This window comes from Paenibacillus sp. ACRRX (genome assembly GCF_022346885.1).
Classification (GTDB): domain Bacteria; phylum Bacillota; class Bacilli; order Paenibacillales; family Paenibacillaceae; genus Paenibacillus_B.
On the sequence record NZ_JAKRNK010000002.1, the window covers coordinates 421,001 to 445,647 of the forward strand.

Here is a 24,647-nt window from a genome sequence, read left to right on the forward strand (position 1 = left end):
TGTGCAGGATAGCCTGATTTTTGTCATATGCTTTTAAGGTGTCCACCAATTACCAGACATCACAATCAAGGAAAACAGCTTGATGCTGTCCTCATAATATTCTTCCGCAGCACTATTGGCAACATGTGTCCACACCGAATTTAGCCAGCTCTGATTGGAGCTGTTAGTCATGGCACTTACACCAAATGGTGCGTGGAAAGCACCGCTGTTGTACGAGCCATAATTGCTGCCATTCAGCTTATAGCCGTCAACAATGTTGGCAGGTGAATTACCTGTTTTTGCCTTGATCCAGCTGTTTAATTGATTCAACTGTGACAGTGCACGGTTATCCCCGCTAATTAAGTAATCGGTTGTAATACGCCAAGGTGTGCGGCAGGAATTGTAATGATAATGACCGTCATGTTCAGATTCGATTAATTCTCCTGAGACTGGCTTATAGACTCCACCTGATAAGATGACAAAATCAGGCAGCAGCCCGGTATTCGGACTATTGTTCGTATATAAAGTGTTAATGATGCTGTAGGTTTTGTTAATGACGTTCGTCCATTTGGCATCGCCCGTAGCTGCCCCAAACGCTTTCATATGACTCAACATAAAATCAGAAGGACGTGTAGCCGTGTCCTCAGTTCCGCTTGTAGCCCAATCACCCAGCCTTGTGGTCCATTTGGATTGATTCACATCTTTTGCCATGATCGCATTGATCATGTTAATCGCTGCCTGCAAATAGTTGATTGTGCCACTGCTGCCCCATTGTTTGTCAGCAAGCAGCAAAGCGTAGGCAATATCCATGTCGCCATCTGTAGCAGAATTCGCCCCTCCGATATTTTGGAAGCTGCTGTTCTGCTTCCAAGCCATCAAGTATGAATTATTGTTGCTCGGGTGGGCTTTGTAATATTGATACAATCCATCGAAGTAGCCTTGAGCGTTTGCTTCATGCCCTGCCATAATTACGGTGAGCAGCATGCCGTAACCATGCGCTTCGGACACCGTTTCTCCTTTTGAATTGTATTTGACATAATATTTTCCTGTACCTGCTGGTTTTAAGTATTTGGATTTCCAACTGTTCCATTTACTTTTAACTGTATTATCCATCGCGCTTTGCGTAACATGATTTGGCTTAATAGATCCACTTGTGTAACTAGTATGCTGCGGAAATGGTCTGTCTGGACCCGCTGCAGACACGATTCCGCTCACGGGAACAAGCATTGCCACTAGAAGAGCAATCATCGCCGTCGCCTTAAGCTTATAGCTCTTGAACATAAAGGTAAACACTCCTTCATCATGAATTGGGTTTCTTCAGTCCATGTGACAAGTTACATTTGCCTCATTACAGCAGCCTAACTTCTGTGATTATCCATGTGGGCTTGTTCTCATTTGTATCGTTCTACGTTGGATTTGAACTTCTTACACCACCTCCTTCATAAACAGACCACGTTTACAGTATGACATCGCAGTTATGCTTGCGATTGAAGGTTACAATCACAGCACCAAGCAGCTTTTTTTATTTTGTTGGATTTGTGATGGGTAAGTGATGACATAAACGGTTTCATTTGGGTTGCACACAGGAGTGGATTAAAGAGGAGTGAATCCTGGAATTGACCATACAATTGGTAATTACCTTTTCTAAATCATAGCTTTTGTAATGACATATGTCAATTTCATTCTTAACTAACTTTATTACGCTATCACTGTATCTCATGCAAATATCTGGGAATACACTCCAAACTTCTATATAATAACTTTATAGACTTCGTATCGGGGGAAATTGGTTATGACAAAGAGACACACGGATTCATTGTATGTAAAAGTTAAGGAACAAATCCTAAAGCATATCCACTCAGGCGTTTATCCGGTCGGCTCCAAAATACCCACAGAAGTGGAAATGTGCAGGATGTACAAAGTAAGCCGCACGACAATCCGTACGGCCCTGCAAGATTTAGAACGTGACCGTTTACTAGAACGTACACAAGGCCGAGGTACGTTTGTGAAGAAACATGAGCTTCAGATGAAGCCAACCCGCAGCTTTGCTGATGATGTGCTTGCTTACGGCAAACGGCCCAGCAGTAAAGTTGTGAAGACAGCAGTTGTGCCTGCCACCGCACCACTGGACGAACTGCTAGGCATCCCGTTGAACTCGGCGGTGCACCAAGTACTGCGTGTCCGTTACGCCGATGATGAGCCTGTCCTGTACGAACAATGTCATATTCCGTGGAATCACGCACCCGGACTTGCCAGTGAATTAACGGATGGGTCATTATATGAACTATTGCAGTGCAAATACAATCTGCATGTTCGAACCTCCACTGAAAAGCTGAAACCTGTACTCGCCGATAACACAGCCAGCAGGCTGCTGGGCATTGAAGAGGGCACTCCGTGCCTGCAAGTCGTTACGTTATCTTATCTTGACGATGAAGTACCGCTTGAGTATACGTATGGCATTTTCCGCGGGGATGTATCCTATTATGTAATTGAACGAACCTTTTAATATACATGAAGAGCTGCCGGATTCTAAATCGGCAGCTCTTTAGGTTTCTACTTTTTAGTATCCATTTGACGGACGTATCCTTATCCGTACAGACATTGTGCTTCACAACCCTCTTGCTGCCAGATGAAAAGCAGGCGTCTAAGGTTCATATACTGTTTCGTTTAACACCGACGTGCCATGCCGCTGAGAAAACTTAACATAAATTGGACAGCCATCCGTGAAGTCACGTTCCGTACATCAACCGTGGGATCAATACACACAAAGTCGAGTCCCTGCACCTGCGGCATTGCGCCCAGCCGATAAAGCGCATCCAGTGCGTCCCATGGATTCATTCCCCCTGTCCCTACGGCAGGACAGCCAGGGGCATATGCTTGGTCAATGACATCCACATCAAAGCTGACGTAAATGGCTTCTGTTCCATCCCCAGCTAACGCTACTGCCTGATCCAGCACAGCATCAATTCCGAGTCTACGTATATCTCGCGATGTATAGATATGCACACCATGGCTCTTCACGTAATCATGATAAGGCTTAGAATTCATAAACCCTCGAATGCCAATCTGGACAATGTGTTTCCCTTCGACGGAGCCCGACTCCAATATTCCACGGAATGGGGTCCCATTCGTGACGCCCCCATCTTCAAAGTTCCGTACGTCATGATGGGCATCAAAATGGATAATGCCCACCTTTTTTGAGCTGTATCGTTCGGCGAATGCTTTCACAGAAGGACACGTAATGGAATGATCCCCACCAACAATAATAGGTACAATATGGGGTTGGACGGTGTACAGACTTTGCATGCTCTCTTCAATGCGTCGATGACATTCGCCAATATCAGTTGCGTGCATTCGAATATCCCCGAGGTCACGTACCGGAAGATGCTGCAAGTCTACGTCATACTCCATGCTATATGTCGTAAAGGATTTAAACGCGGCGCGAACCGCTGCAGGCGTGCTGAACGCACCGGAATGGGAGATAGAGGACTTCGAGAGCGGAATCCCAACAATCCCTGCTAGCAGTCGTTCCTCGCCATCCCACTGTCTCAGCCAATGAGCTACTTTAGTCTCCATCTGATCTCGGAATACGGCCGCCTCTGGAGCCGTCAAATAGGGAAAATGGCTGCTCATTCAACATCGCCCTCTCTGCTGACGCGCTGACGATTCCACACGACTGTCTGACCACGCTTCACTACGCCAAATGTATGATTGATGCCAAAATGGTAAGGCAAGTAGGAAAGATTAGTCGCATTCCACACGGTTAAGTCCGCTTGCTTCCCAATCTCGATAGAGCCTATTGAGGACTCACGCCCAATGGCAGCAGCCGCATTCAGCGTACAGGCCGTTAAGATTTCCTCTGGCGACATCTTAAGATTTAATGAAGCAAGCATCATGATAAGCTGAATCGATTCTGTTGGGCATGATCCTGGATTATAGTCTGTTGACAGCGCAACTGGCAATGCGAATTTATCGATCATGTCGCGGGCACGCGCATGCTTCGTCAGCCCTAAATTAAACGATGTACCAGGCAGTACCACAGGAACGACACCTGATGCCGACATTGCAGAGAGCCCTTGGTCAGTTGCTGCCAATAGATGCTCCGCGGAAATAGCATGAATTTCACCAGCCAACTCAGCTCCACCTAGAGCGACGATTTCATCAGCATGGATTTTGGGCTTAAGTCCATAACGCTTCCCTGCCTCCAAAATACGTCTAGATTGCTCCACTGAAAAGACGCCATGTTCACAGAACACGTCACAAAATTCAGCCAACCTCTCTGCAGCAATTACAGGCAGCATTTTTTCAATAATATGATTTACAAATTCATCGGTTCTGCCCGCATATTCAATCGGAACAGCATGCGCTCCCATAAAGGTCGAGACCAAGTCAATGGGGTGTGACTCCTGCAAGCGCTGCACCACTCGAAGCTGTTTTAACTCAGCTTCGAGTTCTAGACCGTAGCCACTCTTCGCTTCAATCGTAGTCAAGCCTTGTAATAGCATCTCGTCAAGACTTCGCTTGGCTTGATGATACAACTGCTCTTCACTTGCTTCACGTGTCGAACGTACCGTACTTAAGATGCCTCCACCTTGAGCCAGAATGTCCAAGTACGGTACCCCTGATCGTTTTAAAGCCAGTTCATGCTCGCGCGAACCACCGTGAACGAGATGTGTATGCGGATCAATCAAGCCTGGTGTTACCATGTTGCCCGCTGCATCAAGCGTTCTGTGAATAGAACGTCCCTCCAGCTCTTGCTGTAACTCCGCTTCCTTGCCTATAGCTACGATATAGCCTTCATGTACGGCAATGGCCGCGTTTGTAATTTCGCAGACCTCGCTCATGTCCCGACCTCGGCGTGCCTGCTGCCCAATCGGGGTAACAAGCCTTCCGATTCCCTTTACTAGCAGATCAAGCTGTGACATATGAAGATCCTCCTGTTCTATGACTGGATTCGCATCGGAATTCGAATCTGATGCTGCTCGGCCGTCTGAATAGCTTCCTCATAACCCGCGTCCACGTGTCGAATCACACCCATGCCAGGATCAGATGTCAGCACGCTGCGCAATCGTTCAGCAGCCTCATCTGTACCATCTGCAACTACTACCATGCCGGCATGTAGAGAGTATCCCATGCCTACGCCTCCCCCATGATGAACAGACACCCATGATGCACCTGCTGATGTATTAATAAGCGCATTTAATATCGCCCAGTCGCCTACTGCGTCAGACCCGTCCTTCATACTTTCCGTCTCACGGTTAGGTGATGCGACTGAACCACAATCCAGATGATCGCGGCCAATGACAATCGGTGCGCTTAATTCGCCGCTCTTGACCATCTCGTTAATAGCAAGGCCAAACTTGGCACGCTCTCCGTATCCTAGCCAACAGATTCTGGCTGGAAGACCTTGAAACGCGACCCGTTCGCGTGCCATCGTGATCCAGCGGCGCAGATGCTCATTTTCCGGAAATAACTTCAGAACAAGCTCATCTGTCTTTCGAATGTCTTCTGGATCCCCCGACAAAGCTGCCCAGCGGAAAGGTCCCTTTCCTTCACAGAACAGCGGCCGGATATAAGCCGGCACAAACCCAGGAAATTGAAACGCCTCTTTCACACCTTCGTCATAAGCAACTTGGCGGATATTGTTGCCATAATCAAATACGATCGACCCTGCCTGCTGCAGATCCAGCATAGCTTGCACATGCAAGGCTATACTGGCCTTTGACAGCGCAATATAACGATCTGGATCTTGTGCACGGAGCTCCGCAGCTTCTGATAAGCCCATACCTGCTGGAATGTATCCAATCAACGGATCATGTGCGGAAGTCTGGTCCGTCACAAAATCGGGCTTAATACCGCGACGAACGATTTCTGGATATATTTCGGCGGCGTTGCCTAGCAAACCGATCGACAACGATTTTTTTTCGTTTTTTGCGGTCATAGCTAATGCAAGTGCTTCATCCAGCGTCTCCGCAATGACATCGCAATAACGTGTTTCAATGCGGCGTACAATTCGCGTTCGGTCCACTTCAACCGCAATGACGACCCCGCCGTTCATCGTAACAGCTAAAGGCTGTGCTCCCCCCATACCACCTAATCCCGCCGTCAGCGTTAACGTACCTGAAAGAGTACCACCTGTATGCTGCCGTGCCGCTTCTGCAAATGTTTCATAAGTCCCCTGTAAAATACCTTGTGTGCCAATATAAATCCAACTGCCAGCCGTCATCTGTCCATACATCATCAAGCCTTTTTGCTCAAGCTCGCGGAAATGCTCCCAATTCGCCCAATTGGGTACAAGCACGGAATTCGACAGCAATACGCGTGGCGCACGCTCATGCGTACGAAATACACCTACAGGCTTGCCGGATTGAATAAGCAGTGTCTCATCACTTTCCAGTCGTTGAAGCTCACGCACGATAGCCTCATAGGAAGGCCAGTTGCGAGCAGCTTTGCCAATACCTCCATATACGACCAAATCTTCTGGCCGCTCAGCCACATCTGGGTCTAAATTGTTCATCAGCATACGCATTGCCGCCTCTTGAACCCAGCCTTTACAGGACAGTTCGGTTCCTCTCGGTGCGCGAATCGTTCTTGTTGTTGTATTCATGGACATACTCCTCCTCAAGAGAAACTATATTGTTGAATCGCAAACAAACACTTCTACGAACGACCTTACAGCAATCACGCAGCTGCCTTAATGACTGAACATGAGCTGCGAAATTTTAGCTCTACCTAGTAAAGTGGCCCACTAACATCCTCAATAAAAGGCAAAAATTCCCCCTGAAGCAAAGCGGCAGCGATCCGCTCAATATCAGCGCTCGTCGAACGATCCGTTAATACGGGAGGCACCAGCTCTCGCACCTTGTCAAATAATACACGTGTAGCCGGGGCCAACAGTTCTTCCCCGCGAAACTGAATCGCTTCTGCCGCGCAGATCAGCTCAATAGCAAGCACCTTGGCTGAATTGGCGATCACTTGTGCGGCATGCCGCGCCGCGGTTGTCCCCATGGAGACATGATCTTCCTGGTTCGCGGATGATGGAATAGAATCAACGCTTGCCGGATGAGCAAGCACTTTATTTTCCGACACTAAGGATGCGCTTACATATTGTGGAATCATCATCCCAGACGCGATGCCAGGAGTATGGCTTAAAAAGGCTGGCAAACCACCTGACAGTGCTGGATTCACCAACCGTTCTGTTCGGCGCTCTGAAATGTTAGCAAGCTCGCTCATGCCAATCTTGAGGAAATCCATTGCAAAAGCGATCGGCTGGCCGTGAAAATTGCCACCCGATATGACAACCCCCTCCTCCATGAACAGTAACGGATTGTCGGTAGCCGCGTTCATTTCGATCATGAGCTTATCTTCAACATAAGCTAACACTTGACGAGTTGCACCGTGCACTTGCGGCAAACAGCGCAGAGAGTAAGCATCCTGCACACGCAATTCACCTTGTCGCGTTGCAAGCTTGCTGCCAGTCAACAAGACCCGCAAGTTCTTGGCCACTCCGATCTGCTCTGGATAAGGACGAACCCGCTGGATCTCCTCTGCAAACGCATCTGTAATGCCTTGCAGGCATTCGGTAGTCAGCGCCGCGATCACGTCGGCCATCTTCGCCAGATTTTGTGATTGAATATATGCCAATGCACCTATTGACGTCATAATCTGGGTGCCATTAATAAGCGAGAGTCCTTCTTTCGCCTGCAATTGAATTGGCTTAAGTCCTGCGCGGGCCAGCGCTTCTTTGCCTGACATACGCTCACCTAGATAAATGGCCTCTCCTTCTCCCATTAGTACAAGAGCCAGATGCGACAAAGGTGCCAGATCACCGCTCGCTCCTAGTGAACCCTGCTCTGGCACGACAGGATGTACTCGTCTGTTCAGACAATCAAGCAGCAATTGTAATGTGTCAAGTCGAATACCGGAATAGCCTTTTGAGAGCGCATTTGCGCGCAACAGCATTAATGCTCTCACCGTAGACTCCGGCAGCGGCTGACCAACAGCGCAAGCATGGCTTCGAATCAAATTTGCTTGCAGTTGGGCGCTGTCCTCAGGGGAGATGGTCACATCACTGAACTTGCCGAACCCGGTTGTGACACCATATACAACCTTGTTTGACGCCACTAATTTTTCGACCATCGTTCTACAATCCGCAACGCGCTGCACCGCTTCTTCTGCAAGGACTACAGGTGTAAAGTCATAAGCAATTGCACGAACTTGCTGTAAAGTTAATTCTTCTCCATTCAATACGATAGCAGTTGGAACAAAGTCGTTAGGTGTTGATTGTACGCTCAATTTTGTCATCCCCTTTCTTGCTTTAGCAAAAGAAAGAGGCTGTGCGGAAGGTACTCTCTTCCACACAGCCTCTTATTAAAAGAGTGAACTATGAAATTGTTATCACATCTTCGATGATCGATAAAAATCATGAGCCACACTCTTTTCTCAGGTATTTTTAACCATTTGTTCCACTATCACATGAGTATGGCATTCTGTCAAGTCCCGTTCGAATGTTTATCGTCGATTTCATATTTATTTATCGCAAGACCAGGTTCGCACTCATTTAAGTTTGGTGCATTTCATTCCTTGATCATTTCATTGACCATCCGATTTGTCAGTTTGCCCAAACCTTCTATTTCAATAGTAACAATGTCTCCATCCTGCAAATAGACTCGTTCTTCCGGTGGCAGCCCAAGGACTACACCCTCGGGAGTTCCCGTCAATATGATATCTCCTGGCGCCAAGCTCATATGCTGCGAAATATAACTGACGATCTCATCACAATAAAAGATCATATCCGATGTGTTGGAAGATTGCCGCACTTCTCCATTAACAGTACAGGAGATAGCCAACTGATTCGGGTTGCCCACCTCATCCGCAGTAACCAGATAAGGACCAAGCGGACTAAAACCGTCACACGATTTGCCGAGCAGCCATTGCTGCGTGCGCATTTGCAAATCACGCGCAGATAAATCATTGACATTACAATAACCAAATACGTGCGCAAGCGCTTGATCCTTATCCACGTACTTTGCCGCTTTGCCTATTACAATAACAAGCTCTGCCTCATAATCCACTTCAGACGTCACTTTGACAGGCAAAGCAATGTCATCACCGCATGCCGCAACCGTATTGTTGAATTTGTTAAACAAGATCGGGTGCTGCGGGATGGAGGCGTTGGTCTCTTCCGCATGCTTGCGATAATTTAAGCCTACACAGATGATTTTCCCAGGATCAGGAACACAAGGCCCAAGCTGCAGCTTAGTTTCATCCAGATAGTGATCTGATTGCTCAGCCGCTGTACGCGCTTGTTCGAGCTTCACCTTATCGGCAATAATCTCATGCATAGTTCCCACATTGCTAATATCAACTATCCCATGACTGGTCTTGACTCCTGTTTTAAGAGAATGATTTTCGTAATAAGTAAGCAGCTTCATCTTCGTATTATGCCTCCTCTTTTTCCTTTACTTCTCACATCAGTTTATTATGCGTTTTATGCGTTTTTCCCAAATACAACGCCCCCATCAATATATAAAGGAGAGCCCATCATAAACTTGGATTCATCTGAAGCTAAAAACAAAGCAGCTTGCGCCACATCTTCAGGTGTACCGAGATCGCCGCTCAACTGACGTTTCTTCAACGATTCATAGGCTTCATCTGGATTGTCATAGGATTGACGCAAGTATTGCTCGACAAATGGCGTTAGAATCGTGCCCGGAAGCAGCGCATTTACTCGTATATGATAAGATGCATAATCGACCTGCATCGACTTGGTTAAGGACAGCACAGCTCCTTTAGTTGCCGAATAAGAAGCCCGCCGAGCAAGACCTATCTCGGCAATGCAAGAAGACATGTTGATGATAGAGCCCCCACCTTGCTTCATCATGTGGGGAATTATATACTTACAGGGCAAAAACACGCCCCGGATGTTAATGTTGATCACACGATCCCAAGCATCGTGTTCAATTTCATGGATAGCACCTATGCCGCTTACGCCTGCATTGTTAAACAATACATCGATGACACCATATTGATGGATGACTTGTGTCACCATCTCCTGAACTTGCTCCGGGCTCGTCACGTCTGCCTTGATAAAAACAGCTTGCCCACCTGCTTGCTGAATGAGTGCAACCGTCTCTTCACCTTTTTGCTCGTCAAGATCATTTATGATTACGGTCGCTCCTTCTCTAGCAAATAATAATGCAGTACTTTGTCCGATGCCAGAGCCTGAACCAGTTATAAGACACACTTTTTGCTGAAGACGCATCTATCATCCCTCCTAACCAGATACTAATATGACGTTTGCATATGGAATTGTATCCCCTGTACGAACGACTGCCCGAGATTGTTCACTTAACGCTTTAAATTGAACGTGCGGAACAGCAACTATTTTGATGTGCGGCAGCGCCAGTTCCAATGCTTCAACATGTTTGGGACTAATGCTTTGCATCTCCTCGGTAAGAATAATCCGATCAATGCTAAACTCTGCATGAATGCTGCGCACAACATCCAATACCGTTGGCAGATTGTCCGTCAGCGCCAGATCTACCCGTTCTACCTGAACAGGAATCGGAAAGCCGCGGTCTGCCACTGTGATATAGTCTGTATGTCCTGTCTCAGCCAACACGCGGTTAAGCTGAGGATGAAGAATGCCGCCTTTTCTCATTGTTCTGCCTCCACCATGCTTTGCTGATTTAAATCGGCACGCTGCTCCAAAGTGATCTGTTCCCGCAATGTAGGCAGAGGACGCTTAAGATGGTATCTTTCAGCTTGATTGCAACAGGTAACACTAACTAATTCCCATCCTAAGATCCCCACTTCCTGCAGCTTTGTTATTGATTCTGTGCTCATATACTCCCACTGTACGTACATTTGGCACTCTCCTTTGTACATCTCTATCTCGAACACGTCCATTGCAACGCTACAATTCGGGCAGGAGCTCCACTGCTGTCCCTAATCTTGACAGGCATCGCAAACACATGCCAATCCCCCTGCAGCAGCTCCGTATCATTTAGCTGTAAACCTTCCGCGATCCAGATACCCGCTCCTAGCAGAATACGATGCGTTTCTTCATTGTCGTGTCCGGTTCCCCCAATGCTGAAATGATCGATGCCAACAGCTTTTACCTGGTTATCTATTAAATAGCGGGCAGCCTCATTCGACAAATAAGGCGACTCATAAATCCATTCCTTTGTCCAAGCCCGTTTCTCACCCCACCCTGTATAAAATAATACGATCGAGTCCGCAGTTAATTGTTTACTGTAGGGTATGATATCTGAAACTGCAATCTGTTCACCTGCAATTTTAGAAGACACATCCACCAGAACCATCTTTCCTTGGAACTGATCGATGGGAAATTGATCAAGCGTCTTCTCAAATTCCCCCATATGAGCAGGTGCATCCATATGCGTGGCAGTGTGAAGATTCATTGTAATCTGCTCCAGCTTCCAGCCGTCGCGGGGGCCTACACAAATATAATCCAACTTTGGCGGCTCAAATGCGGGAAGCACTGGGCACAGATGATATATGTCCTGCGACAGGTCAATCATCTTTTTGATGCTTGGTATATTATTCACTCGACACTCACCTACCGTTCCATATGGTCATCTGGCTGTGCCGCCTTTACCGTCAATCCGCCATCCACCATCAACAGATGCCCATTCACCTGCATGGCCTCGTCGGAAGCAAGGAACACAACGGCATCACCAATCTGCCGCGCTGTGCCGAGTCGTTTCATCGGATTTGCTTGGATTTCTTTTTCGCGCATACCAGGTGCCGCTAAATACTCCGTACACATGTCCGTGTCCACTGTACTCGGCCCGACCGCATTCACATTAATGTTGTACGGACCAAGCTCAATTGCCATTCCTTTGGTCAGCATATGCGCTGCTGCTTTGGAGGATTGATAATGTGGGATCACCGGACTAGTCACGACAAGACTTGCCGTGGACAATACGTTTACAATCTTGCCGTATCCCTGTTCGATCATGGAAGCAGATGCCCGCTGCGAACATAAAAAGATCGATTTGACATTTGTATTGTAAGTGCGATCCCACGTTTCTTCCGTGACCTTCAAAAAGGACTCGAACGGTGCTATGCCAGCATTGTTCACGAGGATCTCTACTTTACCCAACTGACTCTCCACTTCTTGGAACATGGTTTGCACATCATCAAATTTACCGATATCCGCTTTCACGATAATAGCTCGACGCCCGATCTCCTCGACCTTCAGCTTCACTTCTTCAGCCTTGGCTTTAGACCCATCGGTATGATAATTAATGGCGATGTCAGCCCCCTCCTCAGCTAATCGAATAACGATGGCTTCTCCGATTCCGCGGCTTCCACCGGTTACAAGTGCAATTTTATGAAGTAAACGCATAGTCCTGTACCTCCACTATTCATTATCAAATTAATTACCTTAGCGATAAATGCTGTAAGCTTCACAAGTCATCGACAAACTTATAGACTCGGACCAATACGATTGATGCTAAATTCGGTATGCCCCAGAATCTCAGCTTTAGTTAGCTTGCCCCCTGCTACAGCCTGAATTTCTGACCATATGGTGTGACCGCTATCCTCGAGACTCGTTCCCCCTCCCATTAGCGCGCTTACGTCTATGTCCATATTGTCAGACATTTGTTTGTACATCGCCGCATTCCCAGTAATCTTGATAACTGGGATAACGGCAGCGCCTGTAGGTGTGCCCCGCCCCGTCGTGAAGCATACAAGATGAACTCCGCCTGCCGCCATCCCGGACACACATTCGATATCGTTGCCAGGCGAATCCATAAAGTACAACCCACCACTCGGCACCTGCTCCGCATACTCGACAATTCCTTCAATTGGCGCCGTTCCACATTTGCTGATACAGCCGAGCGACTTTTCTTCAATCGTACTTAGGCCGCCTGCGATATTGCCTGGACTCGGATTGCCACCGCGCATATCCGCTCCCATGCGCTCCACTTCTCGCTCAAAGCGATTCACAATGTGGTAAAGACGTTTAGATGTCTCCTCGCTGCGGCACCGTTCCGCCAGTACATGCTCAGCTCCGATGATCTCGGTTGTCTCGCCAATAACAACCGTCCCGCCAAATTCAATCAGTCGGTCTGCTGCCACGCCCAAAGCAGGGTTAGAAGCGATCCCTGATGTTGCATCTGATCCACCGCATTTTACACCGATCTTCAGCTCGCTAAATGGGATCGCTTCCTTTTGCATCATATCCAGCTTCGCTTGCATCTCAGTTGCAAGGCCTACCCCATGCTCTATCGCCTTAATGGAGCCACCAATAGATTGGATATCAAATACTTCTACCAGCTTGCCTGTGCTGCGTATCTCGTCTGCTAATGCGATCGGATCGACTACTTCACATCCCAGACTAACGATAATAACACCGCCTACGTTCGGGTTCTTGCCTGTACCTGCTAATACATCAAAAGTCCGCTGCTTGTCTGCCCCAATCTGGCTGCAACCATGCTGATGGGGAATTGCAATGCTGCTTGGAACAAGCTGCTGAATACGATTACAAACTTGATTTGCACAAATGACCGTCGGAATAAGAAGCAAATGATTTCTGATACCGATAACATTTTTATTGCGACGATAGCCTTGAAACGTAGATATCATATCAAATCTCCTCCTACTGACGGGCTTGATCTCCCCGTCCTCTAATACCTTCTAGATTGTGGACGTGCACATGCTCACCTACAACAATTGTACGTGCAGCTCTGCCTATCACTTCTCCATATTTGCGTACCAGCACACCAGCCTCCATGTCTAAGAGTGCTAGTTTATGACCTAATATAATGTCCTGTTTCAACCGAACACTATACTCTTGCCCTTGTACGATATAACTAACCTGCTCGCCAGACTGAAGGAACTGTAAAGCTGTAGCAACATGATCCCGTTCATCCATGACGATAATTTTGGCATTGGTTTGAATCGGAGTGGACATATAAACACCTCCATTTACTGGGATGATACCGATATCTCAAAACTATCATTTAACCCCCTTGCTGTCAATTCAAAATTTAGACTACAATAGAGATAGCACTTTTTTTAATGGATGATCACATTTCACACGGAGTGATAACAACGAATGACCACGATATATGATATTGCCAAGCTTGCTAATGTTTCACCGATGACGGTGTCGAGAGTTATTAACAATAATGGCAGAGTGAGCGATAAGACTCGGGCCAAAGTAAAAAAGATAATGAAAGAATTGCATTACGTGCCAAATTCCATGGCACGAAGCCTTGTCCTGCAGCAAAGCCACATCATTACGCTGCTCATTACAGATATCGCGAATCCGTTCTATACCACCGTCGCACGTGGCGCGGAAGATGCTGCAAACCGTAATGGCTACAAGTTGATGTTCGGCAACACGGATGAAAGTCTGTTTAAAGAGCAGGAGTATGTAGATACTTTTCTCTCTATGCGAGTTGATGGTGTCTTGTTTGCGCCGGTCGGCGACGATTCCAAGCCGCATCTAGAGCGGCTGCAGCAGAATAATATGCCGCTTGTCTTAATCGACAGAGAGGTGCCTGGCATTACAGCTGATGCTGTCATCGGGGATAGTAAAGATGGTGCACGCAAGCTGGTTGAGCTGCTCATCCAGCAGGGGCATACGCGAATTGCGCTTGTGAATGGTTCTAGTCATGTATCCACGGCACGTGAGCGTTTAAATGGATACATGGAAGCTTTAAAACTGAACGATCTGCCAGTAGATCCAAGCTATGTTACCGAATGGAAATATAATCAGACTGGCGGTGACCGTGAAGTGATTCGAGGCTGGATGGAACGAGAGGATCGGCCTACGGCAATCTTCGCAGCTAATAATATACTCGCACTGGAAACGTTAAAGCTGCTTCGTTCGATGGACATTCGTGTGCCGGACGACATTTCGCTGGTGAGCTTTGATGACTTCGGACAAGCCGACGAGGTGTCACCGTTTCTGACCGTCGCCTCACAACCTGCTTACCAATTTGGCGTCCTCGGCATGCAGATGCTTATCGAGCGCATTCAGAACAATGAACAACCTGCGCGCAAGCTGGTACTGCCTTGTTCTATTATTAATCGTACATCCAACATGCCACCATCCCACTTGCGCTGATCATCAAACTGAGCCTTCAGCTGTCAGAAAAGAAAGCATTAGACTGAGCCTAGAAATGGAAACAGCGATAGCCAAGGACGAAAAATAAAGTCCTGGACTGTCGCTGTCCGTGGTAGTCTGCTCCCTGATCTCTTTATCCATTACTTTCCCAGTTTTTTCAGAATGTCACGGTTGAACGCTTCGCGCCAGTTTTCCGTGTATGTGCTGACACTGCGTAAAAGCTCCTCGCAGAACGCGGCTACGTCCTCGCCAGTAATCTCCAAAACATGTTTGCCGTCCGCCGCACCGGCCTCAAATAGATCTATCAGGCCATAATGGATCTCCATCATGTCATATCCGGATCCCGCCGCGAACTTCCACATGTGACCCTGAATTTTCTTGAATACATATTGATAGTCTTCCGGCAGAGCCTCTACTCTTGCCATCTGTAGCTTGTATTCGCGCTTGCTCTCAATGATTTTTTTGATATTCAAGTAATTATTAAAAAACTCAGACATTTGATTATTCCTCCCTTAATTGATTAATTTTCGACGCGACGAACTCCCACTTTTTCCAGAACCGACGCAGTTCCTCGTACCCTGCATCGTTGAGACTGAAGAAGTTTCGTGCTGGCCCCTTGTCGGATGGCTTTTTGGTGACATGTACCAGCTTGTTTTTTTCAAGCCGGAGCAGTATGGTGTATACCGTTCCTTCTACCACATCGGTGAAGCCGAGAGCGTTCAGCTGTCGCGTGATTTCGTAGCCGTAAGTTTCTTTGCGGCTTAAAATTTCAAGTACGCAGCCCTCAAGCACGCCTTTGAGCATTTCCGTCAGGTTTTCCAGAACAATCCCTCCTTTATCTATTTTGTATCACTGGTATGCAGTATTACTTACTACCACTATAAAGTAACACTAAATAGTTAGTTTTTCAATACCGTTTGCTCTGATACGCATTTTACATTTTCAACTATCCTGCCCCGCTTAATGAAAACTCGTCAGTCTACAACTTTATTTTTCCAGTTTATCAAGACCTAAATTTATAAATTTCTGTAATAATAAAGGGTTCTGCATATTAGTCATGACTAATATGCAGAACCCTTTATATGATTTGATGTTCTTAAGTTTAGGTCATGATAATTCCGAGTCCAATACTTTATTACTTCAGACATCGGCATTCCGTTTAGGAAATGACTTAAGACTCAGTTCTTGAATGAGCGATGACATATCCACAAGAAACGATAATGATCGCAGATGTTACACTGCTCATCATCGTTACAATCCATACTCCGTATGCATAAACAGAGATTCCTCCCCGTAAATAACTGCTTAGCCCGAGGATGACTAGCGCAACAATCGCAATTAGCAGCCAGAATTTCAATTTAACAGATACTGATACAATAGGAGCAAGATTTTGCCCCTTATCTCTTAGCCGATAAGCCCACACGATCACACAGATCCCGCCGATGAGCGTGCTGCCATGCTGAGCCAACTTATAGAATGGAATGTGCCAGTACCCGATCTCTATCGAAGCAGCCAATAAAGGGATTCGGGTGACCGCATAACCTTGTACATGCGTAAATGCATCCCACGCCACATGTGTCGCCATTCCTAGCAGCGCAGAATAAACAAATATAATAAAGGAATGAAGTGAGTGTATCCCCCATGTTTGAACTGCATGTGTCCTATACCAAGTTGAGATCGGTTCCGGCAAATGTGGAATGAGCATTCGTTTTACGATACCGTGATACACATAACTGCATAAGAAAACAAGCGGCAAATTAAAGTATAAAAAACCTGACCATGAATGTCCGATAAGCCCATGCGGTGCGAAATATATAAAGTACTCAAAATCTGGTGCCATACTGCCGAGCACTAGCGCTGTAAAGCAAAACATATGTTTTCGCTTATATAAGGGAACAACAACAGCTGGGTGTGCTAACGTAAAAGGCATATATTAACATCCCTTTCATATTTACATACATAGTTTCGTCATTGCAGTAACTTGGCCCAAGGTAACTACACAGGAATGACAGTCTTCGAACAGATGTAGAGTCACAACACTTATTCTTTATATAACTCCCGCAATTCTCTTTATCAGCTTATACGAAGTGCTCACCCGATTCAATCTAATGTCAGCTACACGCTGCGCATGGTTCCAGTTTCCAGTCGTCGCCTCATCCTGAGATATGGCAATATACTTAGTTACGCTAGTAACCCCGCAATAAGCGAGTTATAACTTAAGGGTTGCCCTCTGTTGTCTCCTTCGTCGCATTGCTGTATAATCAATTAGCAAACATATGTTTGCATTAACATCTAGAGATACATAACGAAGGAGGACACAATGAAAGGAAGGACACATCTTGGGATAGGCTGCGCAATTGGAGTGGCAGCTGCAGCCTACTACCCATTTACCTGGCAGAATGCCACACTCTACATTGCAGTGTCGGCCTTCTCAGCGCTGAGTGCTGATCTGGATGGCCCAAGTCTATTAACGAGCAAGCTTGGGAAGGTATCCAAGCTGCTTCGTGAGCTAGGACTGTGGATAGGGGCCCTGATGGTGACGGGTATCATTTATCTATATGCCAATAATTACGAGGTACCTCCTGGTCTCTCCTTATGCGCAATCGCAGTCATGTTGCTCGGTATCGTAGCACGGGATGGATTTATCCGTAATGTACTCGCCTGCCTAGCAGGCTGCGTAGTCGTTTACTTCGGTTATCGAGAACAGATGGATTGGCTGCTTCTGCTCGGCTTGTTTATCGCAATTGCCCCTTGGCTTAAACACCGGGGCATGACACATACGATCTGGGCAGTCATCCTCTGGGGGTATATCGGATCTGGACTGGAAGGCTATTTGCAGCTTGAAGGAATCATGTGGACAGCAATCGCAGGATACGTCTCTCATTTAGCAGCAGACACCGTCACGCCAAGAGGTGTGAAGTGGCTATTTCCTCTTTACAAAAAATCGATACGTCTCCCCTTCTAGTTGACGTCCCACACCAATTTAGCTTATAAGTCTAACTGATAAATGGTGGAATACAAAAAGGGCAGCTCTCCGCAATTATTGCGGGTGAGCCTGCCCTTATTTCGACTAGTTGACTGTAGACATCTGTTATGAATCGTTAATCGACCTGTTTCTTCACATCTAATATATCCAACAGGAAGACAAAGATCGGAATACCGATAATTAAGCCCCATACCCCCATAAAATGCTCGGAGAACAAGAGGACTAGGAACGTATAGAAGACAGGAAGGTGTGTCTTGGAAGACATCAGCTTCGGATTCAGCATGTATGCCTCTACAGCATGGATGACCGTAATTAATATGATTACGTAAATGATATACTTCAGTCCGCCAATGCTGAACGCAATCGTACACAGCGGCACTAATGATATAAATACACCAGCTACTGGAATAAGACCCAATACAAAAATGATAAGCGCTAATCCGATAAGCTGAGGGAAGCCAAGCATCCACAAAGCAAGTGTAGTCAGAATACAATTGATCAATGCGATCAACAACTGAGTTTCGAGTACTTTTCCGAATGTCTGTACAAATTTGACGCCAAAGTAAGCTACTTCATCAAAGAACCAAGATAGTTTACTGGACTTGAATTGTGCTGTAAATTGCGTAACCTTCGTCTTCTCCAGCAAGAAGAACAGACTCAAAATTAAAGAAATAAACAATTGTAAACCAAAATGGCTTATCTTAAACACAAAATCCATACCAGGCTTGATGTATCCTTTAATGTCAAATGAATGCAAGAATGACACCACGTAATCAGGAAGTCCGTTAGCCCTAGGATGTGTATAAATGGCCACAATATAATGATACAACTGCAGTACCTGCTCCCATATCATCGGGAACAACTTATACGAACCGAGTACGATAATTGCTACAAGCAAGACGTACAATATTGGCAGGACAATCTTGGGGTGAATTCGCATAACCCGGTTAAGCGGCTTGGTCACCATCTCATGCAGCCTGCCCATCAGAAAAGTAAAGATAAACGTCAGCAATATAACATTCATCATACTTCTAACGCTGTACAACACAAAACAGAAAAGAGCCAGTATGGCAAATCGTCTAACGCTCTTACTCTCAACAATCCTCTTCCAATCCATAAGATTCCTCAATTCTATTTAAGTAGACTGAACAATTGACTATACGTATGACTTCATGAAAAGAAACAAATACTTCATTATCATAACGTCTGTCCAATTATTTTACAAATAGTGAGCATGTTCTTTTTAAATATACAATGAAGCACACCTTGTACAGCTCCTCTATACATACTTATTCATGATTGTCGTGGTTTCTTCCAATTTTTTCTCCTATCATAAAAATAACCAGACAAGCCGCTCGGCAGTGCCTGGTTATTAACCATATATAAAGTTCGATCCGGTGATCCAACAAGCTAATTAGATTTTGATATGAGCTAGGCTACTTTCAACCATGATCATTGCTGCCTGGATACAAGATACAAGGCTACCCATATAAGTGCAAACCCTGTGACTTGAGCTGTCGTCACAATTTCTTGAAACACAATCCAGTTCATCAACATGCCTACCAGTGGAAATGAAAGTTCTGCCAGCGTTGCATAAGAAGCCTTCGTTGTAGACAAGCCCCGGTAGTACAGCAGCAAGCTCACAAGTCCTGGAAGCAGCGCCTGCAGCAGAATATAGAACGTCACCGTGCCCCATTCGGAGCCGGGCACATTCCAGCTTGGAGCTTCCGTCCATGTGATGACAAACAACAACGGGAGCGCTAGCAAGAAGCGCAGTGAAGTTACGGTTTCGTATTTCATCTTGCCGAGCATATATCTGCCCATGACTGTTGAGCCGCCCCATAAAAACGCCGCCCCTAGTGCCAGCAAACTGCTTGTTCCAATGACATCGCTCATATGACCAACAGGTGATGACCAGCCGAATGTTAATAAATACGTTCCTATGACAGCTAGCAATAGCAACGATGAGAAACCTTTCGGCAGTGACTCCTTAAGCAGGATTCTCGCCAACAATACGGCGAAAATAGGTTGCAGCTTTTGCAGCAGCAGTACACCATTTGGATTGCCTTGTGCGAATGCATCTGTAAACATAATGGTGGCAAACACAGAACCGCCCCACGAAATAAAGAGCAACGCAAACAAGTGACGCCATGAACACCCCTTTAACTCATGGCGATGCAGCCATAAGACAGGCGCCGCAAAGACAAACAAGATCAAATGCTCAATCAGTACAATCTGTGATGAAGTTAATAACTCCAACAACAGCACACGGAACAGAGGTCCAATGCCCCATAAAGCAGCTCCCATTGCAACCAGCCATACGCCAGTGCGCGAACTCCCCATTCTGCCTTGATCCACGTTCAATCGGTTCTCCATATTCAATAACCTCCCAAGGTCGTTGAATATAGGATCTAGACGTGCTTGAAGAAGACATACCCCACCCAACTATAGAACTATAGCTGGTTGTGGTATCAGCGAATTTCACTTTCGATCTGTAGTTACAGTTCATCCTGTGGAAATGCTTGCTAACATGCGATCTTCTTCCATCCGGACTTTACCGTCGGCCTTGGATTCCCACCAAGTCAGTCGCTGTACACGCTTGCTGTACTACGAGTCGCGGGCTTAGCGTCAAATAACGCCTTACCGCCGGTCAGGAATTTCACCCTGCCCTGAAGATCCTATTTCAATTTATGTAGTAACAAAGTCAACTCGAATACGATAGATGACTAGTCCCGTTATTTATTATAACGTCATTTCACTATAGAGCAATGATGATTTATGTAATTGACAATATTGGACTTATATGCAGATAACGAGATGTAATCCGCTGCATCAGTGTATTTACTTGTGAAAGGGTTACCAACGTTGAAAATCGAAAATATAAATATGCCTCAGTAATGACAGAAATGAGATTATCCGGGTGTAAAAAACGCCGGTGACCTTAAGCAGGTGGCCGGCGTTTCCATATTAGCGTTTCGGCATTTTGCTCTCATCCATGTACAGCAGGTTCCAGCGGTGACCGTCCAGGTCGGCAAATCCTGCGCCGTACATCCAGCCGTCCATTTCACTTGGCTTGCCAAAGATGCTTCCTCCGGCAAACTCTACTTTTTGAATAAAGGCATCTACTTCTTCTCTGCTTTCCGCACCAATCGAAAATATTACTTCTGCGCTGTGGGAAGTATCTGCGGTTTTTGAACCTGTAAATTTCTCAAACGCCGCATCCGGGAACAGCAGAATTGTTGTTTGACCTATAGCAAGCTTCGCTCTCTCGTTACCAACGCTCACCGCATGGAATCCAATCTCATTGAAAAAGGCAGTTGACCTCTCAACATCTTTGACCGGCAGGTTAATCCAAATCTCCTGTGACACGGGCTGTCGCCTCCTGGAATATATTTCAACAACTCTTACTATACTCTACTTCTGGCAGCAGAAGCGAATCTTATAAAAGAAACTGCAATGTATGGCATTCCTGTCCTGCATCCTGTGGTTTCCGTAGTGAACTTATTTACTTGTCTGCTCCAGCATTGTCTCGGTCAAGGGATCGATCTGGCCAAAGAATGGATTTCACAACAAAGTAGAAGTTCGTTTTGTAATACAGCGGAACAACATTGCCGTTCTAAACGACCGGAAGTCCTTGCCAGATTTTACTTTCGGCAAGGACTTTATCTGCTCTTCGAATGTTTTCGTATACGAAGTGTTACAGAAATAATCGCTCTACATAGGCTTTTTTATTTCCAAAAACATTCAGTTTATTTCAACTTCAAGATTCGCACAATAGAGTAAATAATACCTGCTGGAAAGACTTAAGCTTCCTGAAAAGGGGATACATATGTTACGAATAGTTGTGAGTGTAATACTCTGCTTTTGCTTGTCCTTTTTAACAATAGAAGTTAACGCCTGGCCTACCCAAAAGAGCAGAGAAGATTATGAGAAGCAGGGCCACATAATATGGGAGGCAAAGACGGATCAACGCGTTATGGCTTTAACTTTTGATGACGGGCCTGATCCGATTCAAACAACCGCCATATTAAATGTTTTAAAACAGTATGGTGTAAAAAGCACTTTCTTTGTGCTCGGTCGCAGAGTGAAGCAGCATCCCGAAGTCGTTAAAAAAATTATTGCCGAGGGGCATGAGATTGCTAATCACACGTTCTCTCATACCTATTTCAACGCCAGATCGACCGCTTCCTTTATCCGTCAAGAGATTGAACGGACCCAACTCGCTGTTTATGAGGTGACAGGAGCAAAGCCTACTTTGTTTCGACCACCAGGAGGTAATTACAACGATCGAATCATCAACACAGCTCACCTGCTGGGCTTAAAATCAGTGATGTGGTCATGGCATCAAGACACCAAGGATTGGACGCATCCCGGTGTCGGCAAAATATGTGATAAGGTGCTTAAAAACGCGCACAACGGAGATATTGTACTATTCCATGATTATGTGCCTGGAAAAACTCAGACCAAGCAAGCGCTTGAAACTATTTTGCCTGAATTACAAAAAAAAGGGTTCCAGCTTGTTACCGTTTCAGAGCTAATACGTATCAGCGGCAATCAGCAGAAGGTCATTCACCCGGATCAACGCTCCAAATCAAAGCAAGTTGTGAAATAACAAAATTGGAGGAGTCACATGCTAAAACCATATCTAGCTTCGATGGTAATCGTGGTACTTATGTTGGCCTCAACGGCAGCATGGTGTACTAACGTTCATGCACATCAAGGCCCAGCCTATCACTTTGGTTTCAAAAAAAGCCAAAACGGAAGTATGCCATCAATTAACGAGGAAGGATTCAAGCCCATCGTCGACAAATATGGAGCCGTATTTCTAGGAGATACAAACCGCAAAGTATTATATTTAACCTTCGACAACGGCTATGAAAATGGATTTACTGGTAGTATCCTGGATACACTAAAGGTTAAAAAAGTGCCAGCTGCATTTTTTGTAACAGGCCATTATGTAAAGACGCAGCCCGATCTACTGAAACGGATGTATGCTGAGGGTCACATTATCGGCAATCACTCTTGGAGTCACCCTGATATGACTCAAGTGACCTCCCTACGCTTGCGAGAAGAATTAGACAAAGTGCAGACAGCAGTGTCCCAAGTAACCGGCCAACAAGAGATGCGGTATCTTCGTCCGCCACGTGGCATCTTTAACGAGCAAACGTTGGATGCGAGCCGACAATTAGGGTATGTGAATGTGTTTTGGTCCATCGCTTATAAAGACTGGGATGTAAATCAGCAGCGAGGGGCGCAATACGCATATGATAATGTCATTAAACAATTGCATCCTGGGGCTGTCATTCTTTTGCATGCTATCTCAAAAGACAATGATGGCGCCTTAGGCCGCATTATAGACGAGGCGAATAGACAAGGCTATCAATTTGTTAGCTTGGATGAGCTAATTGCTGGCAAGCGCTGATTTTTGTAAATCGTGTATGCTGAGAAAAGTGAACACCCTTGGTCTTTCAGCCAAGGGTGTTCCATCTCTCCGTAAAGCCAGCAGATTGTCTGAACTCTTGCTTTAGTTGATTCACAAGCTCACTAAGTGGTAGCACCCTATCTACGTCTCCTACTCCCTGCCCAGCCGACCATATATCTTTCCACGCCTTCGCCTTCGTATCCAGATTCACCATACCAGCATGACGATGCGGATCAGAGAGGCTTAGGCTTATTCCAGCGTTCTCTAAACTGCTCTTTAAGTAATTAGCCTTTACCCCACTTACAGCATCTGTATAAATAATATCGTCTAAAGTTGACTCGATCAGCATCTGCCGATAAGCATCATTCGCTCCGCTCTCGACTGTTGCGATAAAGCGCGTCCCCATATAGACCGCGTCCGCTCCGATTGCTATGGAAGCACGAATATGCTGACCATTGGAGATGCAGCCTGCCAGTATTGTTATGCCCTTCCACCAGCGCTTTACCTCTGCCACAAAAGCATAGGGATGGATGGTTCCACCATGACCACCAGCTCCATTGCATACCAAGATAAGACCATCAACGCCGCAATCGGCTGCCTTTCTCGCATGTGTAATCGTACTCACATCAGATAGTACAATTCCTCCATAATCATGTACGAATTCAACAACCGATGCAGGATTGCCAAGTGAAGTAATGACGATTGGCGGCTGGTGTTTACGAATCAGCGTAGTGTCCTCCATCCATCGTTTATTACTGCGATGAACAATCAAGTTAACCCCCCACGGGCCAATCTTCTGTTCTGGATGGGAGTCGCGGAACGCTGTTAATTCCTGTGCAATGGATGTCATCCATTGATCGAGTTGTACGGTCGTACGAGCATTTAAGAGGGGAAAGGTTCCAACTAGGCCTGCTAGACAGCTTTCAATAACCATACGGGGATTGGAAACGAGAAACATCGGGGCAACAATGACCGGCAGCGATAAATCGCTTAACCACCGTGAGGAAATCATCTAATTGCTCACCTCTTTTTCATTGAGAAAGCATTTTATATTTAGTTTATTAGTTCACGGCGTCCATAATGACTGCCAACACGCTTTCTAATGATTCTATTCCAGTGCGTAAGCTAATGTTATATTATGGTAAAGTCAT

Annotated in this window: 25 protein-coding genes and 1 riboswitch; of the genes, 5 read left to right on the forward strand and 20 right to left on the reverse strand. The window is 46.0% G+C overall.

What is annotated here, in order from left to right:
* Positions 1-33: 33 nt before the first annotated feature.
* Entirely contained in the window at positions 34-1,260 is a 1,227-nt protein-coding gene (locus tag MH117_RS07330; RefSeq protein WP_239328027.1) for a family 8 glycosyl hydrolase, read from the reverse strand.
* A gap of 511 nt (positions 1,261-1,771) precedes the next feature.
* Here MH117_RS07330 and MH117_RS07335 point away from each other — a divergent pair.
* Entirely contained in the window at positions 1,772-2,485 is a 714-nt protein-coding gene (locus tag MH117_RS07335; protein ID WP_239328028.1) for a GntR family transcriptional regulator, read from the forward strand.
* A 161-nt stretch (positions 2,486-2,646) separates the two neighbouring features.
* Here the strand turns inward: MH117_RS07335 and hutG are convergent, their stop codons facing one another.
* The 12 genes from hutG to MH117_RS07395 all read right to left on the reverse strand — a co-directional run bounded on the left by hutG (position 2,647) and on the right by MH117_RS07395 (position 13,927).
* A complete protein-coding gene (gene hutG / locus MH117_RS07340; RefSeq protein WP_239328029.1) occupies positions 2,647-3,612 on the reverse strand; it encodes a formimidoylglutamase in 966 nt (321 codons plus the stop codon).
* Positions 3,609-4,904, reverse strand: coding sequence for an imidazolonepropionase (gene hutI / locus MH117_RS07345; protein ID WP_239328030.1), 1,296 nt, complete (start codon positions 4,902-4,904; stop codon positions 3,609-3,611). Before hutI ends, hutG begins: the two co-directional genes overlap by 4 nt.
* Before the next feature lie 17 nt (positions 4,905-4,921).
* Positions 4,922-6,586: a urocanate hydratase gene (gene hutU / locus MH117_RS07350; RefSeq protein WP_239328031.1), complete on the reverse strand. Its 1,665-nt coding sequence runs from the start codon at positions 6,584-6,586 to the stop codon at positions 4,922-4,924.
* Between the two features lie 125 nt (positions 6,587-6,711).
* Positions 6,712-8,274, reverse strand: coding sequence for a histidine ammonia-lyase (gene hutH / locus MH117_RS07355; protein WP_481857249.1), 1,563 nt, complete (start codon positions 8,272-8,274; stop codon positions 6,712-6,714).
* Positions 8,275-8,555: 281 nt separating this feature from the next.
* A complete protein-coding gene (locus MH117_RS07360; RefSeq protein ID WP_239328032.1) occupies positions 8,556-9,413 on the reverse strand; it encodes a fumarylacetoacetate hydrolase family protein in 858 nt (285 codons plus the stop codon).
* A gap of 56 nt (positions 9,414-9,469) precedes the next feature.
* Entirely contained in the window at positions 9,470-10,243 is a 774-nt protein-coding gene (locus tag MH117_RS07365; RefSeq protein WP_239328033.1) for an SDR family NAD(P)-dependent oxidoreductase, read from the reverse strand.
* 12 nt (positions 10,244-10,255) lie between these two features.
* Positions 10,256-10,642, reverse strand: a complete 387-nt coding sequence (gene rbsD, locus MH117_RS07370) for a D-ribose pyranase (RefSeq protein WP_239328034.1) — start codon at positions 10,640-10,642, stop codon at positions 10,256-10,258.
* Positions 10,639-10,848: a hypothetical protein gene (locus MH117_RS07375; RefSeq protein WP_239328035.1), complete on the reverse strand. Its 210-nt coding sequence runs from the start codon at positions 10,846-10,848 to the stop codon at positions 10,639-10,641. The genes rbsD and MH117_RS07375 overlap by 4 nt, the downstream gene beginning before the upstream one ends.
* 23 nt (positions 10,849-10,871) lie before the next feature.
* Complete coding sequence (locus tag MH117_RS07380; protein ID WP_239328036.1) at positions 10,872-11,552, reverse strand: cyclase family protein; 681 nt, start codon at positions 11,550-11,552, stop codon at positions 10,872-10,874.
* An 11-nt stretch (positions 11,553-11,563) separates the two neighbouring features.
* On the reverse strand, positions 11,564-12,355 hold the full coding sequence (locus MH117_RS07385; protein WP_239328037.1) for an SDR family NAD(P)-dependent oxidoreductase: 792 nt from the start codon (positions 12,353-12,355) through the stop codon (positions 11,564-11,566).
* 80 nt (positions 12,356-12,435) lie between these two features.
* Positions 12,436-13,596 carry a UxaA family hydrolase gene (locus tag MH117_RS07390; protein WP_481857258.1) on the reverse strand — a complete coding sequence of 387 codons (1,161 nt, stop codon included), beginning with the start codon at positions 13,594-13,596 and terminating at the stop codon, positions 12,436-12,438.
* A 16-nt stretch (positions 13,597-13,612) separates the two neighbouring features.
* A complete protein-coding gene (locus MH117_RS07395; protein WP_239328039.1) occupies positions 13,613-13,927 on the reverse strand; it encodes a UxaA family hydrolase in 315 nt (104 codons plus the stop codon).
* A gap of 144 nt (positions 13,928-14,071) precedes the next feature.
* On the opposite strand from MH117_RS07395, the gene MH117_RS07400 reads away from it, so the two are divergent.
* Entirely contained in the window at positions 14,072-15,088 is a 1,017-nt protein-coding gene (locus MH117_RS07400; RefSeq protein ID WP_239328040.1) for a LacI family DNA-binding transcriptional regulator, read from the forward strand.
* A 140-nt stretch (positions 15,089-15,228) separates the two neighbouring features.
* Here MH117_RS07400 and MH117_RS07405 read toward each other — a convergent pair whose 3' ends face one another.
* The 3 genes from MH117_RS07405 to MH117_RS07415 all read right to left on the reverse strand — a co-directional run bounded on the left by MH117_RS07405 (position 15,229) and on the right by MH117_RS07415 (position 17,018).
* Entirely contained in the window at positions 15,229-15,585 is a 357-nt protein-coding gene (locus MH117_RS07405) for a DUF1048 domain-containing protein (protein ID WP_239328041.1), read from the reverse strand.
* Between the two features lie 4 nt (positions 15,586-15,589).
* Positions 15,590-15,892, reverse strand: coding sequence for a PadR family transcriptional regulator (locus tag MH117_RS07410; RefSeq protein WP_275444559.1), 303 nt, complete (start codon positions 15,890-15,892; stop codon positions 15,590-15,592).
* 367 nt (positions 15,893-16,259) lie between these two features.
* Complete coding sequence (locus tag MH117_RS07415) at positions 16,260-17,018, reverse strand: DUF4184 family protein (protein WP_239328042.1); 759 nt, start codon at positions 17,016-17,018, stop codon at positions 16,260-16,262.
* A gap of 390 nt (positions 17,019-17,408) precedes the next feature.
* On the opposite strand from MH117_RS07415, the gene MH117_RS07420 reads away from it, so the two are divergent.
* Positions 17,409-18,053, forward strand: a complete 645-nt coding sequence (locus MH117_RS07420; RefSeq protein WP_239328043.1) for a metal-dependent hydrolase — start codon at positions 17,409-17,411, stop codon at positions 18,051-18,053.
* A 136-nt stretch (positions 18,054-18,189) separates the two neighbouring features.
* Here MH117_RS07420 and MH117_RS07425 read toward each other — a convergent pair whose 3' ends face one another.
* The 3 genes from MH117_RS07425 to MH117_RS07435 form a co-directional block, all read right to left on the reverse strand.
* Positions 18,190-19,191, reverse strand: a complete 1,002-nt coding sequence (locus MH117_RS07425; protein WP_239328044.1) for an AI-2E family transporter — start codon at positions 19,189-19,191, stop codon at positions 18,190-18,192.
* A 335-nt stretch (positions 19,192-19,526) separates the two neighbouring features.
* Positions 19,527-20,450 (reverse strand): DMT family transporter, encoded by a 924-nt coding sequence (locus MH117_RS07430; RefSeq protein ID WP_239328045.1) that lies wholly within the window; start codon positions 20,448-20,450, stop codon positions 19,527-19,529.
* A 155-nt stretch (positions 20,451-20,605) separates the two neighbouring features.
* Positions 20,606-20,755: riboswitch (FMN riboswitch) on the reverse strand.
* A 286-nt stretch (positions 20,756-21,041) separates the two neighbouring features.
* Positions 21,042-21,443, reverse strand: a complete 402-nt coding sequence (locus tag MH117_RS07435; protein WP_239328046.1) for a VOC family protein — start codon at positions 21,441-21,443, stop codon at positions 21,042-21,044.
* Positions 21,444-21,903: 460 nt separating this feature from the next.
* Here MH117_RS07435 and MH117_RS07440 point away from each other — a divergent pair, with 460 nt between their 5' ends.
* On the forward strand, positions 21,904-22,686 hold the full coding sequence (locus MH117_RS07440; protein ID WP_239328047.1) for a polysaccharide deacetylase family protein: 783 nt from the start codon (positions 21,904-21,906) through the stop codon (positions 22,684-22,686).
* Positions 22,687-22,746: 60 nt separating this feature from the next.
* Complete coding sequence (pdaA, locus tag MH117_RS07445; protein WP_481857259.1) at positions 22,747-23,496, forward strand: delta-lactam-biosynthetic de-N-acetylase; 750 nt, start codon at positions 22,747-22,749, stop codon at positions 23,494-23,496.
* A 46-nt stretch (positions 23,497-23,542) separates the two neighbouring features.
* Here the strand turns inward: pdaA and MH117_RS07450 are convergent, their stop codons facing one another.
* Positions 23,543-24,508, reverse strand: coding sequence for an NAD(P)H-dependent flavin oxidoreductase (locus MH117_RS07450; protein ID WP_239328049.1), 966 nt, complete (start codon positions 24,506-24,508; stop codon positions 23,543-23,545).
* Positions 24,509-24,647: the final 139 nt, after the last annotated feature.

What these genes read in the sequence shown, in the direction of transcription:
- MH117_RS07330 (WP_239328027.1), bottom strand. Translation starts at nt 1,260, where the DNA reads ATGTTCAAGAGCTATAAGCTTAAGGCGACGGCGATGATTGCTCTTCTA.
- MH117_RS07335 (WP_239328028.1), top strand. Translation starts at nt 1,772, where the DNA reads ATGACAAAGAGACACACGGATTCATTGTATGTAAAAGTTAAGGAACAA.
- hutG (WP_239328029.1), bottom strand. Translation starts at nt 3,612, where the DNA reads ATGAGCAGCCATTTTCCCTATTTGACGGCTCCAGAGGCGGCCGTATTC.
- hutI (WP_239328030.1), bottom strand. Translation starts at nt 4,904, where the DNA reads ATGTCACAGCTTGATCTGCTAGTAAAGGGAATCGGAAGGCTTGTTACC.
- hutU (WP_239328031.1), bottom strand. Translation starts at nt 6,586, where the DNA reads ATGAATACAACAACAAGAACGATTCGCGCACCGAGAGGAACCGAACTG.
- MH117_RS07360 (WP_239328032.1), bottom strand. Translation starts at nt 9,413, where the DNA reads ATGAAGCTGCTTACTTATTACGAAAATCATTCTCTTAAAACAGGAGTC.
- MH117_RS07365 (WP_239328033.1), bottom strand. Translation starts at nt 10,243, where the DNA reads ATGCGTCTTCAGCAAAAAGTGTGTCTTATAACTGGTTCAGGCTCTGGC.
- rbsD (WP_239328034.1), bottom strand. Translation starts at nt 10,642, where the DNA reads ATGAGAAAAGGCGGCATTCTTCATCCTCAGCTTAACCGCGTGTTGGCT.
- MH117_RS07375 (WP_239328035.1), bottom strand. Translation starts at nt 10,848, where the DNA reads ATGTACGTACAGTGGGAGTATATGAGCACAGAATCAATAACAAAGCTG.
- MH117_RS07385 (WP_239328037.1), bottom strand. Translation starts at nt 12,355, where the DNA reads ATGCGTTTACTTCATAAAATTGCACTTGTAACCGGTGGAAGCCGCGGA.
- MH117_RS07395 (WP_239328039.1), bottom strand. Translation starts at nt 13,927, where the DNA reads ATGTCCACTCCGATTCAAACCAATGCCAAAATTATCGTCATGGATGAA.
- MH117_RS07400 (WP_239328040.1), top strand. Translation starts at nt 14,072, where the DNA reads ATGACCACGATATATGATATTGCCAAGCTTGCTAATGTTTCACCGATG.
- MH117_RS07405 (WP_239328041.1), bottom strand. Translation starts at nt 15,585, where the DNA reads ATGTCTGAGTTTTTTAATAATTACTTGAATATCAAAAAAATCATTGAG.
- MH117_RS07410 (WP_275444559.1), bottom strand. Translation starts at nt 15,892, where the DNA reads ATGCTCAAAGGCGTGCTTGAGGGCTGCGTACTTGAAATTTTAAGCCGC.
- MH117_RS07415 (WP_239328042.1), bottom strand. Translation starts at nt 17,018, where the DNA reads ATGCCTTTTACGTTAGCACACCCAGCTGTTGTTGTTCCCTTATATAAG.
- MH117_RS07420 (WP_239328043.1), top strand. Translation starts at nt 17,409, where the DNA reads ATGAAAGGAAGGACACATCTTGGGATAGGCTGCGCAATTGGAGTGGCA.
- MH117_RS07425 (WP_239328044.1), bottom strand. Translation starts at nt 19,191, where the DNA reads ATGGATTGGAAGAGGATTGTTGAGAGTAAGAGCGTTAGACGATTTGCC.
- MH117_RS07430 (WP_239328045.1), bottom strand. Translation starts at nt 20,450, where the DNA reads ATGGAGAACCGATTGAACGTGGATCAAGGCAGAATGGGGAGTTCGCGC.
- MH117_RS07440 (WP_239328047.1), top strand. Translation starts at nt 21,904, where the DNA reads ATGTTACGAATAGTTGTGAGTGTAATACTCTGCTTTTGCTTGTCCTTT.
- pdaA (WP_481857259.1), top strand. Translation starts at nt 22,747, where the DNA reads ATGTTGGCCTCAACGGCAGCATGGTGTACTAACGTTCATGCACATCAA.
- MH117_RS07450 (WP_239328049.1), bottom strand. Translation starts at nt 24,508, where the DNA reads ATGATTTCCTCACGGTGGTTAAGCGATTTATCGCTGCCGGTCATTGTT.